Below are 14,676 nucleotides of genomic sequence, written 5' to 3'. Positions count from 1 at the left end.
AGGAGGTGTCATTGTGCTTCAAGAAATTTCTGTAAAAGTAGTACATATTATAAACCCCAGCCGAAAAGAACGAGAAAATCACTAATCTCGCAGGGGTTTCGGTATAAAAGCTTAAATTATTCTGGTTTTTAATTGGCATACCGCACTCAACTGTATTTCCCTATATAAATTGGGAGCACAAAAGCGACAACAAAAAGCGAAAATCCAAACAGAACTAATTGAATACGTCACAACGCCCCCTAAATTTTTAATTCACATTTAACTTGTGCTTGCTCTTACGTCAACTTATTTAAGAACCGATTACGCTAATAAAAAAAGGGCGCATCCTGCGCCCTCTCCTTTCGTCATTCAGTGCTGAAAATTAGAACTCGTAGCTGTAGCTCAAACTGATTACCCGCCCTACTTCACGTGACTGCACGGTAACGCCTGATTGGGTTACGTCTTGCTCTTCATCAAGTAAGTTCTGCACTTTAAAACTGATTTTAGAATTAAAGTCTGGGTAGTAGTTGTACACTAAGTCGAGTGAATGGAATGGTTGCTCATACGCATCACCACGACCGCCGATACCAGCTGCCAGAATACGCTCACCAAACACATTGTAGATTAACGAGCTTGAGTGATTGCCGTTGAGTGAATCGTAGCTCAACTGGAAGTTGGCAACATATTCAGAGTGGCCTGTCATGCGCTTCGTTGGGTTGGTTAAGTTACCGGCTAACGCTGGGTCAATAACCGCCTCTGAATCACTCCAGGTCAGGTTACCGCTGGTAAAGAAGCCATCCGCTAGATACGTCAGATCATGTAGCCATTCAAATTCGACACCGTAAACTTCAGCCGAAATACCGTTCACGTAGTTTAACGTGTATTCCTCGTCCCCTACGCTTAACACTGACTCAATTGGCTTCTCAATATCTTTATAGAACGCCGACACTGTGTAGTTGTCGCCGTTATCTGCAAAGTATTCAAAGCGCGCATCGAGGTTGGTCATTGGGCTGCTTTCAAGGCCTGCACGACCAATGGTGCGAATGTCGGTAATCGGGTCAAAGTACGCAACCGGAACTGTTTCACGAATGTCTGGGCGAACCACCGTTTCCGAAAAACCAAAACGAATTTGATAACTCTCATCGCCAATATACGTTAAGGACAACGCAGGATAGAAGTCATCTTCAACGGTAGTGCCGTTAAGAATGCGTTCAACCGAGTAGTAGGTGTCTAAATCTTCACGTGTAAAAATCAAACTTGAAGTAGCTAAAGACACTTGCTTGAACTCTTCCCAACGCACACCACCGGCTAAGCGCCAGCTGTTGGTAAGAAACGCGTCAAACGAGCCATAAAACGCATCGGTTTTTTGCGTGGCAATGTAATCATCGGCGTCAGGCGCTGTTGGCTCACGATACGACAACAAAAAGTTGCTTTCATCAATGCGCTCATCAGTTAGGTAATCCGTTACGCCCAGAATGTTCGCCAAATCGTCGTTTACCGAAATCCGTAAACCTGAGCCATTATCCATCGCAAAACGGTCAGTGGTGTAATAACGTGCTTTGTCGGTGAAGTCATAGCCCGCTTTAAACTCAATATCCATACCCGCTAAGTTGGTGGGTAATGACAAGTTGCCGCTATACGATTTCACGTGGTCTTCCATATCCACGTATTGGTACACAGCACGGTTATCATCGCCCGTAACGACGGTGCTCAGATAATTGCCTTGGTCGTCATACAAGTCATCAAACCGGAACGACATGTCCGTAGGTATGTCAGTTTCAGCTGTAGACTCCGTGTATTGCCAGTCAAAGCCAATACCCCAATAATCTAAGAATGTGTGCTGGCCACGCACTTGGTCAATATCCAAGGTACGCTCTTCGTATTTAAACTCATGCTCACGATTGGCTAAACCTGAACCGTAAATGGTTTTCAAGTTACTGCCATTTGGGCTTTGTAAAATACCAAACTCAGATTCGTCTTCAGCATCAGTTAAGTACAACTTGGTATAACTTACGCTGTGCGTATCAAGCTCATAACCTACGCTGAATACACCGTTTAAACGCTCAGTTTCGGTGGTCAGTGTGGTTTCGCTTAAGGTGTTGTAGCACGAGTTAGCAACTTCTTCTGCGCTGTTTAATGTTGTGGCACAACCTTCTGTGGCGTTTTCGCTCAATACAGCACTAGAACGCTCTGAAACATTCCATTTGGTGTCATAGGCGCCAGCTAACAAGAAGCCAATGCTGCCACCAAAATAGTCTTCGTCAAAGCTATTGCCGATACTGGCTTTAATGCTGTAGTTCGGGTTAAGCGAATCTTCTTTTAGCGCAATGTCGCGTGGCAATGATTTAGAAAGCCCCGCGTTGATCATACGCGCTTGCTCACTTGCTGAGCCCTGTTCGTTGTCAACGAGTCCGTCTTTGCCAACAATATTACGCAAGCTAAAATCACCGCGGTATTTAACAATCGCGTTGCGAATATTCTGCGGAATACCGGCTTCATTGCGGTTATAGGTATACCCATCCGTGGCATTGCTATTTTGACCGATACCAACCTCAAGATTCACCTGAAAGTCGCTTGGCAGCGATTTGGTACGAATATCGATATTACCGCCACCGAAGGCTGCAGGCATGCTCGGCGAGAACACCTTCTGTACCGCTAGGCTTTCAATAATGGTTGAAGGAATGATATCCAGTGGAATAACGTTACGGGTTAAGTCTGGGCTTGGAATGCTTGCGCCATTTAATCGCGCGCTTGAATAACGTTCGCCTAAACCGCGCACGTAAACATATTTGCCATCTACCAGAGTTAATCCCGTCACACGGCGGAGCGCTGAAGCAGCATCGCTATCACCGGTGCGTGCCAGTTGTTCTGAACCAAGAATATCGGCAACGAAGGCCTGATTTTTGCGCTCATCAACAACCGCAGCTGCACTTCCTTGCAAACGCGTGCCGGTGGTGACAACTTCTTCAATGCTAGTGTCCGTTGTTGTTTCGGCTTCACTTTCATCAGCAGCTTGCTGTTGGGCATACGCTTGGCCACTTGCAGCAAGTGCAAGGCTAACCGCTAAAACCAGCGGCTTGAGTTTGTAATTCGTGCTCATAATCAACTCCTGCGTTATGTTGAACAGCGGGCATGTTAGTGAACATGCCCGCCATACGTTGCTTTACAACAAGTTCTATTAGTCTTGTTCTGCAGCAGCTAACGCAGCTTCAACCCACTGATACCATTCAGATGATGTGTCATCGCTAGATACCGCACCAATGTAATCAACGGTTTCGAAGTAGTCGTTACCTAAAGCACTTAAGTCATCGGCAGTAACAGTAATGTCAGCAGAAGTCATGTCAGTCGCAAAACCGTCTGCAGCAAATACTGTAGCGTTACCACCTAAACGTGCGTTCAAACCACCGTTGTCAAACCATTCTTGACGGGTTGAACCATCAGGTAACAATGCAGCTGAAGTAAACTCGTTTTCTGCAACACAAGCCATTGCTGAGCTGAAGAAGTTCAAGCCGTCAGCTACTACACCTAACTCGCCGTCACCGGTGAACAAGATGCAACGGGTGTCGTTGGTCGCAACATCGTCTTTTACTAACAGGAAGTTGTAGAGTTGACCCTGGAAGTTATCATCAAACTTCATTGCAGTTGATGGGTCGTTGTCACGGGTTGATAAACCATCGGTCGTTACAACAGTTACGTTCGCGATAGTTGGACGTGACGTTGGCGCTTGTGAGTATTCAGGGCCTGAGTTTTTCTCGCCGTCAGCTTCAAAGCCGCCGTTACCCATAAATACGTCAGTACCGTCTACGTTTACAGTGCCGTGTTTGATGTACAAGAACTGGGCATTACCTTGCCAACCTGCATCGATATCCATTGAATCGTCTTGCGTATCAGTAAATACAACACGTTTCACGTTAGCGGCGCCGCCGAAAAACTCAATGCCGTCATCGTAACCTTGATGAATGTGAACGTATTCGTATGAAGAGCCAGAACCAACTGCGTTTAAGGTCAGTGAGTTCAAGTCATCGCCGTCACCGCCAGCACGTGGGCCTGAACCTGCGTACCAGATTTTTGCGTATTTCATTGAGCCGCTATCATCAGCGTTATCGTTACCGCCGTAGTAGCTCACGATACCTTCTGAAGAAACGTTACAGGTGTTTGCGTCACGTTGCGCATCGGTACATTGGTTGGTAATACCTTGGCCGTTTACGATAATGCCACCCCAATCCGCAAAACGCGGGCCATTACCAACTACGTCAAAACGCGTGAATGCGTTTGCTGAAGTGAAGGTAACTGGTTTAGCGAAGGTACCAATCGCATTAAGCTTAGCGCCGCGAGCAACACGAACAATCGCTTCACCACTGGTGAAAGCTAACGTTGCGCCTGGCTCAACCGTAACCACAGGGCCAGTTTCATTGATAGTACAAGTTGTGGTGGTATCACAATCTTCACCAATCAATAACGCGCCATCAAATACGTGTACGCCGCCGTCAGGCAGTTCGGCAAAAGTTAAGTCTTCGGTGATTTGAACGTTACGGCTTGCGAATTCTAAATTGTATTCACAGTCGCGACCATCAAAAGCGCCCTGCAAACCATTGTAGCTAGCGCATAAGTTATCACCAGTCGGGTCAGTTGGCGTGTCACCGCCGCCTGAAGTGTTGTTTGAGTTATTCACACTGTTGTCATTAACAGTTGGGTTTACTTCAATATCACCGCCACAACCAGCAAGGGCCAAAGCAGAAGCGATTGCTGTAATTTTGAAAAGGGTTTGCAAGTTCATTGTGTTCTCCCGGATAGGAACGTATGTAAGTAATTAAACGACGCAGGCAGATTAGTGATAAGCCATGACAAATTTGTGACAAATTCTTGATGTCATGAAAGATTCACTGAACCGCAACAGAACTGTCATCGTAAAAGTCGTGAAAGGCTCACGACTGCTTACACTTTCTCGTGGAGCGAGACCCATCGTGGTGCTACATTGAAAGATGAAACGTGGTTAAAGGAAAAATATGATGCGCTATTTTATTGCAATTGCTGCTGTTATTTTGCTTGTGCTGTTATTGATAGCGCCGCCAGCCTCTGGTATCCGCTTAATCACCCTCAATAAATCTGATCTGGGCTGGACCGTTACCTACAGTCTCAATGAACCTGTGACTCAACTGGAGTTTGTTCGCTCGCCCGATAACAGCCGCAGCGAGCGCTGGCGGCCACTTGACTCAAATACACAGATACGCCTGCAAAACGGTTCTGAAGTAATTACCAGCATTGATGGGCAACCGTTCAGTGAGGTTTCTTTTGTTCTTGATGCAACCTATACCCCGCTGCCAAAAGACTACGCGCCATTTTCGCCGTTCAGTAATGGTGGCATGTTGGTTCACACCGCGCGCTTTTTTGCCTGTGCCAACGATTGCTCGAAAGCCCATCACGAATGGCCCATGGCGATTACCATAAGCACCGGTGATTACCTGTTGATTGACGGGCAACAATATTTGCAAACTCATGAGTGGCTTGACCGAGATAGTGGCCGGGCAATTTATGTCGGCACCCAGCCTCCTGAAACCTTCTCCGCACTGGTGGCCGTTATTGACCCGATATTACCCAACTCGTTGCAGAATGAGTTGATCACTGAGCTGCCCATGATCATGAGCTACTTCACCAAGCAGCTTGGTGGTTTGTCACAAACACCCACACTATTCGCATCGTATAGTCCCTATGAAGGTGATTTCTATGGCCACCAAGGTGGCGTTTTACCTGATCAGGTATTCATGCATTGGTATGGCAAGGGCGCACTCGACAACCTCGATGAGCAGAACACCTTGTGGTTTTTTGCCCATGAAATAGCGCACCTGTTTCAAGGTGTGGGACTGCGCTATTCAAGCCCTGAGGAGGCCTGGATACATGAAGGCGCAGCCGAATTAATGGCCTATTTGTATGCCGACAGTAAACTGAAACAAGGCAGTGCGTTGCTGCAACGCGCCATAGAAGGCGCCCAACTTGAGTGCACATCCACCTGGCCGGTCAGCGAGGAGTTTGTCGACGTCGGCCGTGTAAACTTTAGAGCCCATTACACCTGCGGTTTAGTGGCGAACGCCGAGCTGCACGTGCAACTGAAAGCTAATGGCGTTGAAGATGGTATCTATACCTTGTGGGCGGCCTATTCACAGTTAGTGAACGATGGTGAACCCGCTGATTCTGAAACCTATTTTGCTGCATTTAAGCAATTAACGGGTTATGCTTCAATGTCATTACGGCAGCTTATTGATCGCCCAGTGTCTGCTTCTCTGGCACCCTAATTAAACGTTAAACGGCGCGACAACAAGGATAATAAATGAAACCACAACGAATATTCATCACTGGCGGCGCCAGTGGCTTGGGCTTTGCGCTTGCACAAATATGTGCAAAAGGTGGCTGGCAGGTGTGCATTGGCGATCGTGATATTGAGCGCGGTGAAGCCGTAATCGGTAGCCTGCAGAAATGGCAACCAAAGGCCATGTTTCTGCCCTGCGACGTAACCCGTATGAGTGACCTAGAACAGGTGGCGAAAACCCTCACTGAAAAATGGGGTGGTATTGATGTTGTGGTCAACAATGCTGGCGTGGCACAAGTGGGTAAGATTTCCGATACCACACTCACTGACTGGCAGTGGATTATCGATATTAACTTGCTTGGTGTGGTGCGCGGTTGCAAGGTTTTCACACCGCTATTTAAACAGCAAGGCTCGGGGCACTTTGTGAACATTGCTTCTATGGCCGGCCTGTTAGATGTGCCAAACATGAGCGCTTACAACGCGACCAAAGCAGCAGTAGTTAGCCTGTCAGAAACGCTGCAAAACGAATTGGTGAACGATAATATTCATGTCACCGTGGTGTGCCCAAGTTTCTTTAAAACCAATTTGAATCAGGGCATGCGCTCCACCATTGATGGCATTGAGCAGAAGGTGGATAAACTGATGAGCTCAAGTAAACTCAATGCGGTTGATATTGCGCGTTTGATCATGAAGGCCGTGGATAAAAAGAAAAGCCATGTGCTGCCGCATCGTCAAGGTCGCTTAGCTTGGTACATGAAACGCTGGTTGCCGCGTAGCTGGTATCAAAAACTGCTCTATTCACGAATGAAATAGTCGACAGTCGCTTCCATCAATAACGCCCTTCTATAAGGGCGTTTTCGTTTTAAACCTTCCGCTTACTCCCTCTTTATAAACGCGCCTGCATGATCGCCTCGTTTCAAAAATACACACATAATCACCGTGAATGGTCATAATTTTATTCATTCATTTGTAGAATACGCCTGTTTGGGTCTAGCCTGTAATCGTTAACACATGAACAACAAGTGGACAGATTATGACCGACTCAAATAAGCCAAGCGCAACAGCCATTGATGGCCTGCAACTGCCGCCGTTAAACGATGCCAGCGCAGCATTAATCAATAAAACCACGCAAGAATTCTTAGTTGCACTCACACGTAAGTTTCGCCCGCAATTGCACGCGGTGCTGGGGGCAAGAGCTAAACGTCAGCAATACATTGACGATGGCAGGTTGCCCGATTTTGACCCCGCTACGAAGACCATTCGTGACAGCGACTGGCGTGTTGCCCAACTCCCTGAAGACCTTACCAAACGCCGTGTGGAAATTACCGGCCCGGTTGACCGCAAAATGGTGATTAACGCGCTCAACGCGAACGTTGATTGCTACATGGCAGACTTTGAAGATTCGCAGTCGCCAACCTGGGAAGGCTTGTTGCAGGGGCAAGTGAATTTGTACGATGCCAACCGCGGCCAACTTGATTATACCGACCCCGCTTCAGGCAAGTACTACCAACTTAACGACAACCCTGCGTTATTGATTGCCCGGGTTCGGGGCCTTCACCTTCCCGAAAAACACGTGCTGGTTGATAACGAAGCGGCACCGGGCGGCTTGGTCGACTTCGCATTGTATTTTTGTCTGAATTTTCAACAACGTCTAAAGAACAACACCGGCGTTTATTACTACATTCCGAAGTTAGAACACAGCGACGAAGCACAGTGGTGGGCGGATGTGTTTCGGTTTACCGAAGACTACTTTAAGCAACCCCGAGGCACCATTCGCGCCACTATTTTAATTGAAACCCTTCCCGCGGTTTTTCAGATGGACGAAATACTGCAGGCCATGAAAGACCACATCGTGGCGCTAAACTGCGGCCGCTGGGATTATATTTTTAGCTACATCAAAACCCTGAAGAATCATCCCGACCGCGTTCTGCCTGACCGCCAAGTGGTGACGATGGATCAGCCATTTCTTAATGCTTACTCGCGGTTGCTGGTTAAAACCTGTCATCGCCGTGGCGCATTAGCAATGGGCGGCATGGCGGCGTTTATTCCAAGCAAAGACCCGGACGAGAACGCGAAAATACTCGCCAAGGTAAAAGCTGACAAAGAACTCGAACGTACCAATGGCCATGACGGCACATGGATAGCGCACCCAGGGTTAGCCGCAACCGTGCGTGAAGTATTTGTCGACGGCCTAAACGGTAACAATCAGTTGCATGTGTTACGTGAGCACGACCAACCTGTTACAGCCGAACACTTGCTTGCCCCCTGCTCCGGCCCTCGCACCGAGCTTGGTATGCGCACCAATATCCGGGTTGCCTTGCAGTACATCGCTGCCTGGATTTCCGGCAAAGGCTGCGTGCCCATTTACGGCTTAATGGAAGACGCGGCCACGGCAGAAATTTCCCGCACCAGCATCTGGCAGTGGATAAAACACCAAATGACGCTCGATAACGGCGAAGTTGTCACCAAGCAACTATTTCGCGATTACTTAGCCGACGAAGCCAAGGTTGTGCGCAAAGAAGTTGGCGACCAGCGCTGGAACCAAGAACACTTTGAACAAGCAACACAACTTCTTGAACAGATAACAACAGCAGACGACTTGGTTGAGTTTCTGACCCTGCCCGGCTACGCGCTGCTCAATTAATAACAACAACTTAAACGAAACAGGATGACAACCATGACAACCACATCACTACATCACGCCGAAGCCGCGAAGCTGCTTGAGCAAGACTGGCAAGAAAACCCACGCTGGAAAGGCGTGGAACGCACCTACTCCGCACTGGATGTGATTCGTTTGCGCGGTAGCGTACAACCTGAATGCACCTACGCCCGAAATGGCGCGGCGAAACTTTGGCGTTTAGTTAACGGCGCGGCACAAGAGAAATTTGGCAAGGACTACGTCAATGCGCTTGGAGCGCTTACTGGCGGCCAAGCGGTGCAGCAGGTAAAAGCAGGCTTGCAAGCTATCTACCTGTCTGGCTGGCAAGTTGCTGCGGACAACAATAGCGCGTTAAGCATGTACCCTGATCAGTCGCTCTACCCAGTTGACTCGGTACCCACTGTGGTTGAGCGTATTAATAACAGCTTCGCGCGAGCCGACCAAATTCAGTGGTCAAAAGGCATTGGCCCAGAGCAAGAAGGTTATATTGATTACTTCGCGCCTATCGTGGCCGACGCAGAAGCTGGGTTTGGTGGTGTTCTCAATGCTTACGAATTAATGCAGGCCATGGTGAGAGCCGGTGCCGCGGGCGTTCATTTTGAAGATCAGCTAGCCTCGGTTAAAAAGTGCGGGCACATGGGCGGCAAAGTGTTGGTGCCAACCCAAGAAGCCGTGCAGAAATTAATCGCGGCGCGTTTGGCTGCAGATGTGGCCGGCGTACCCACGCTTATCTTAGCGCGTACCGATGCCAATGCGGCTGATTTATTGACGTCAGATGTTGACGCAAATGACCTACCGTTTTGCACCGGCGAGCGAACTGCCGAAGGTTTTTACCGCGTCAATGCGGGCATCGATCAGGCCATCTCACGCGGCTTAGCGTACGCACCCTATGCGGATTTGTTGTGGTGCGAAACCGCCAAGCCAGATTTAGACGAAGCACGCAAATTTGCCGAAGCGATTCATGCCAAATACCCCGGTAAACTGCTGGCTTATAACTGCTCACCAAGTTTCAACTGGAAGCGCAATCTTGACGACACCACCATTGCGAAATTCCAACGTGAGCTTTCAGCTATGGGGTACAAGTTCCAGTTCATCACCTTAGCGGGTGTGCACAACATGTGGTACCACATGTTTGAGTTAGCCCATGACTACGCACGCAATGACATGTCAGCTTATGTGAAGCTGCAACAGCAGGAATTTGCGGCGGCTGAAAAAGGTTATACCTTCGTGGCGCACCAACAGGAAGTGGGCACTGGCTACTTTGACGAAGTGACGAATGTGATTCAAGGCGGAAAGTCGTCTGTCACGGCGTTAACCGGCTCAACCGAAGAGGACCAGTTCAAAAAGCCAGCGTAATTATTGGTTTACAAATACCCCTTAAGAATTACCTCTGAAAATTCTCTGCATAAGCCGCTGAACACAGGTGTTTGGCGGCTTTTTTGTGGTAGTATTCGCCCGCCTGAGCAGCTCACCCCAAAAATCAAGCTGTTCAACCCTTACGGCCTCCCATGTTGAAGGAATAACGACTCATGTGGAAACTACTGTTGTTGCTATTGGGCGCAAGCCTCTTTTCTCCTGCTGCCTTTGCTGCCGCTGGTCAACTTGATTTGACGACAGCTAATGTCGGCATCGCCGCGATTATCATTTTCACCGTCGCTTACATACTGGTTATGGGCGAAGAACGTTTGCATATGCGCAAGTCTAAGCCGGTGTTGGTTGCTGCTGGCTTAATCTGGATGATGATTGGTTTTGTGTATATGCAAAACGACATGCCAGGCGTTGCTGAAGTTGCGTTTCGGCATAACCTGCTTGAGTTTGCCGAATTAATGCTGTTCTTGCTGGTCGCTATGACTTACATCAACGCCATGGAAGAACGCCGTTTATTTGATGGCTTGCGCGCATGGATGATCAAGAAAGGGTTTACCTATAAACAACTGTTTTGGCTGACGGGCTTTCTCGCCTTTTTTATCTCGCCAGTTGCCGACAACTTAACAACCGCCTTGCTGATGTGTGCCGTAGTCATGAAAGTTGCTGACGGCGATAAAAAGTTCATCAGTGTTTCATGCGTGAGCATTGTTATTGCGGCGAACGCTGGCGGCGCCTTTAGCCCCTTCGGCGACATTACCACGCTAATGGTATGGCAAGCCGGCATGGTGCAATTCCAGGAATTCTTTGTACTATTTATTCCGTCACTGCTGAACTACTTGGTGCCAGCGGTGATTATGAGCTTCTTTATCGAAGACCGTAAGCCGTCATCCATCTACGAAGAAGTTGAACTCAAGCGTGGCGCACTACGAATCACCACCTTGTTTTTGCTAACCATAGCAACTGCTGTGGCGTGCCACATGTGGCTGCACCTGCCGCCCGTACTGGGCATGATGATGGGGTTAGGTTACCTCCAATTCTTCGGGTATTTCTTGCGTATGACACTGCCGGGCTCACTCGCTCGTAAGCGTGCCATGGCTGAACGCGCGGGCGACATGGCCCGGCTTGAACGCCTTGGTAGTGTGGTACCGTTTGACGTATTTAACCGGGTGCAACGCGCGGAGTGGGATACCCTGTTATTCTTCTACGGCATTGTTATTTGTGTTGGCGGGCTTGGCTTTATGGGCTACCTGTCACTGCTATCAAACACGCTGTATCTGGGCTGGAACCCGACATTCGCAAACGTTGCGTTGGGCCTGATGTCGGCGATTATTGATAACATTCCGGTTATGTTCGCAGTGCTTTCTATGCAGCCCGAAATGTCGCATGGCCAATGGTTGCTGGTTACGTTAACAGCGGGTACCGGTGGTAGCTTGTTGTCGATTGGTTCCGCCGCAGGTGTGGCGCTGATGGGTCAAGCACGTGGCTATTACACCTTCGCCAGCCACCTAAAATGGACCCCGGTTATCGCACTCGGTTACACGGTCAGTATTCTGGCCCACATGTGGCTGAACGAGAGCTTATTTACCGTCTTTAACCACTAACCACTAACGTTCATTCCGAAGCGGTGCGTACACAACGCATAAAGCGCACCGCTTCTGGATACGGAAACACATCGGTAATCACCCCTTGGCGCAAATGTTCTTGCTGTTGCTGCCAAAACTTAGCATCAATAAGCTCCGGATGAAACTTCAACAGTAAGTCACGCAGTTCAGGTTGTGGCACCGCAAAGGTCGCCAGTTGTTCCGGAAACACATCATTTGGCGCAACCGTGTACCACGGCTCAGGGGCAATCATTTGTTCGTAGGTTTCAGCTTTCGGTAACGTACGAAAGTTCATTTCGGTTAAGTACTGAACTTCATCGTAATCATAAAACACCACGCGTTTGTGGCGCGTTAGTCCAAAGTTTTTCAAGAGCATGTCGCCGGGAAATATATTGGCCGCCATCATGTCTTTTATGGCTTGGCCGTAGTCTTTCATGACCTTTTCAATTTCCGCGGGCGTGCCGTACTCAAGGAAGATATTCAGCGGCACCATGCGGCGCTCTACAAACAGTTGGCTAATAATCAGCTGACCGTCTTCAATTTTTAAGCTTCCCGCTACGGTGGTTTGTAATTCTTCGAGTAAATCCGGGGCTATGCGGTCAAGCGGTATCGCCACATTCGCAAATTCATAGGTGTCCGCCATTCGGCCCGCGCGGTCGTGGCGTTTAACCATGCGGTAACGATCAATAACGGTTTGCCGGCTCATCTGCTTGCCGCCGCCAAACTCATCTTTAATGACCTTAAAAACATACGGATACGAAGGCAGCGTGAACACGGTCATGACCATGCCCTTAATACCCGCTGCAGCCACCAGCTGATCATCACTGGCTTCTAAATGATGCAGAAAATCACGATAGAACTCAGTTTTACTTTGTTTGTGTAAGCCTATGGCAGAATACAGTTCCGCCAGCGTTTTATTCGGCATTAAGTCTTTTAAAAATCGCACCAATGCCGATGGCGCGCGGGTGTGCACCATAAAGTACGAGCGCGCAAAACCAAAGATGATGGCCATTTCATCGGTGTTGGTAATCAGTGCGTCTAAATACAACTTGCCTTGCGGCGTTCGAAGTACCGGCACAATAAACGGGAAAATGCGATTCGCACTGACAATGCGCCCGACTACATACGCCGCTTTGTTACGAAAAAATGGCTCTTTGAGCACATCAATGCGTAATTGGTAAGCCGACAGCTTGCCCGCTTCGGTTTGATCACGAAATGCTTTGCGTAACAGGCGGATGTCTTCGGAAAGGTCATCGTAATCCGCACCGAAATCAACGTCGCCCATGATTCTCGCCAAGGTGCGACGCATGCCCTGCACCACTGGGAAATAGGAACGGAATTCGGTTTCGAGCGCCAACGGAATGCTATTACTTAGCGTGGTTTCAACAAATATGTAGGCGTTGTTAAAGTAACGTCGGTGAAACAGATTACAAAATACCGAGTTATAAAAGGTTTCTGCCAATTCCGCTTGTGGGTGGAACTGCAAAAACTCTTGGTAGAGCTGTCGCGTGGCTAGCCACGCCTGCTCGTTGAGTTTATCGTCGGTTAGCTTACGCAGTGCCGTGGTGGTTTCGTGCACGCGTTGATCATAGAAGCTAATCCGCACTGTTGCTGCATACTGCCCTGCGTGCCAATCGCCTTCGGCAAAACGCTGCTTCGCATTACGCGTCACCTCTTGGAAAACCGCATAGTGCTTATGAAAACCCTGCAGTATTTTGCGCGCAAATAGCCCGGCTAGCTCGTCGTTGCTCATGGTATCGTGCGCGCTACTGATAGGCCGCAGTGTCAGTAATCAGCTGGCGGAACCAACGATGCCCCGCATCGTGTTGCAATAAAGGGCTCCAAATCATGGTTAGCTCTAGCGCCGGAATGGCAAACGGCGGCTTGATCATGACCAATTCATCGTCGTCTTTATAGAGTGTTGCCGCTTGCGTTGGCAAGGTAGCTATTAACCCCTGTCGCGCTAAGTGCATCGCCACATGGTAGTTACGGGTAAATACACGAATTTCTCGCTTGTGGCCCAACTTACCCAGCGCTTCATCAACCCAACCCAGCTTTTGTACATCGTGCGGATCCATTCCCACACCAACGCCAAAGCCAGTTTTACTCACCCACACATGCTCGCCCTTTAAATAGCTTTCTAACGTAGCGCTGGCAACCAACGGATGGTCTTTACGCACCAAGCAACTGAAGTCATCTTCCCACAGATTTTTCTGGTGAAACGACTGCGGTAGCTTTTCAAAGCGGTTTATCGCGAGGTCAACTTTACCGTTTTCAACGTCATGAAAACTAATGTCGCTGGGTGTCATGATATCCAGTGCCACATGCGGGGCCTGCTGCTTTAACTTTTCCAGCAAGCGCGGCATCAGGGTGGAAGCGGCGTAGTCTGACGCCATAATACGAAATACGCGGTCACTGGTGGCCGCATCAAAATCGCGTGCTGGCTGCACCATTTCCTCCACAGAATAGAGAATTTGGCGTACCGGTTCTTGCATGCGCAGCGCTGTTTCTGTGGGCAGCATGCCCTCGCTGGTGCGCACCAAAATAGGGTCATTAAGTAGTGTGCGTAGGCGTTTCAAGCCATTACTCATGGCGGGTTGCGTGATATTTAACTGCGCGGCGGCTTTGGTGACATTGCGCTCGCGTAGCAGCACATCAAGATAGACCAGTAAGTTAAGATCAATGTCTTTAATGTTATTCATAAAAAAAATAAATCCCGCTATAAGAATATAGCGGGATTATAGACATAATTTTTCTGAGATACA

The 14,676-nt window shown here is 48.8% G+C and carries 9 protein-coding genes; 5 read left to right on the top strand and 4 right to left on the bottom strand.

Features of this window, described 5'->3' with window-relative positions:
- Positions 1–361 precede the first annotated feature (361 nt).
- Positions 362–3,079, bottom strand: a complete 2,718-nt coding sequence (locus ACN0UN_RS08600) for a TonB-dependent receptor plug domain-containing protein (RefSeq protein ID WP_417659617.1) — start codon at positions 3,077–3,079, stop codon at positions 362–364.
- 78 nt (positions 3,080–3,157) lie between these two features.
- Positions 3,158–4,756, bottom strand: a complete 1,599-nt coding sequence (locus ACN0UN_RS08595; protein ID WP_417659616.1) for a hypothetical protein — start codon at positions 4,754–4,756, stop codon at positions 3,158–3,160.
- 229 nt (positions 4,757–4,985) lie between these two features.
- Between ACN0UN_RS08595 and ACN0UN_RS08590 the strand changes: the two genes are divergently transcribed.
- The 5 genes from ACN0UN_RS08590 (at position 4,986) to nhaD (ending at position 11,911) form a co-directional block, all read left to right on the top strand.
- Positions 4,986–6,269, top strand: a complete 1,284-nt coding sequence (locus ACN0UN_RS08590) for a hypothetical protein (protein WP_417659615.1) — start codon at positions 4,986–4,988, stop codon at positions 6,267–6,269.
- A 35-nt stretch (positions 6,270–6,304) separates the two neighbouring features.
- Positions 6,305–7,096, top strand: a complete 792-nt coding sequence (locus ACN0UN_RS08585) for an SDR family oxidoreductase (protein ID WP_417659614.1) — start codon at positions 6,305–6,307, stop codon at positions 7,094–7,096.
- Between the two features lie 220 nt (positions 7,097–7,316).
- Positions 7,317–8,927: a malate synthase A gene (gene aceB, locus ACN0UN_RS08580; RefSeq protein WP_417659613.1), complete on the top strand. Its 1,611-nt coding sequence runs from the start codon at positions 7,317–7,319 to the stop codon at positions 8,925–8,927.
- Between the two features lie 33 nt (positions 8,928–8,960).
- Entirely contained in the window at positions 8,961–10,298 is a 1,338-nt protein-coding gene (gene aceA / locus ACN0UN_RS08575; protein ID WP_417659612.1) for an isocitrate lyase, read from the top strand.
- Positions 10,299–10,471: 173 nt separating this feature from the next.
- On the top strand, positions 10,472–11,911 hold the full coding sequence (gene nhaD / locus ACN0UN_RS08570; protein WP_417659611.1) for a sodium:proton antiporter NhaD: 1,440 nt from the start codon (positions 10,472–10,474) through the stop codon (positions 11,909–11,911).
- Between the two features lie 10 nt (positions 11,912–11,921).
- Here nhaD and aceK read toward each other — a convergent pair whose 3' ends face one another.
- Together aceK and ACN0UN_RS08560 are read right to left on the bottom strand one after the other, a co-directional pair.
- A complete protein-coding gene (gene aceK, locus ACN0UN_RS08565; protein WP_417659610.1) occupies positions 11,922–13,664 on the bottom strand; it encodes a bifunctional isocitrate dehydrogenase kinase/phosphatase in 1,743 nt (580 codons plus the stop codon).
- Positions 13,665–13,677: 13 nt separating this feature from the next.
- Positions 13,678–14,613: a LysR family transcriptional regulator gene (locus tag ACN0UN_RS08560; protein ID WP_417659609.1), complete on the bottom strand. Its 936-nt coding sequence runs from the start codon at positions 14,611–14,613 to the stop codon at positions 13,678–13,680.
- Positions 14,614–14,676 lie beyond the last annotated feature (63 nt).

Origin of the sequence: Pseudidiomarina sp. (assembly GCF_048267825.1) — a bacterium.
Taxonomy (GTDB): domain Bacteria; phylum Pseudomonadota; class Gammaproteobacteria; order Enterobacterales; family Alteromonadaceae; genus Pseudidiomarina.
Note: the sequence above shows the minus strand (reverse complement) of the source record. Positions and strands in the feature narration are given on the sequence as shown.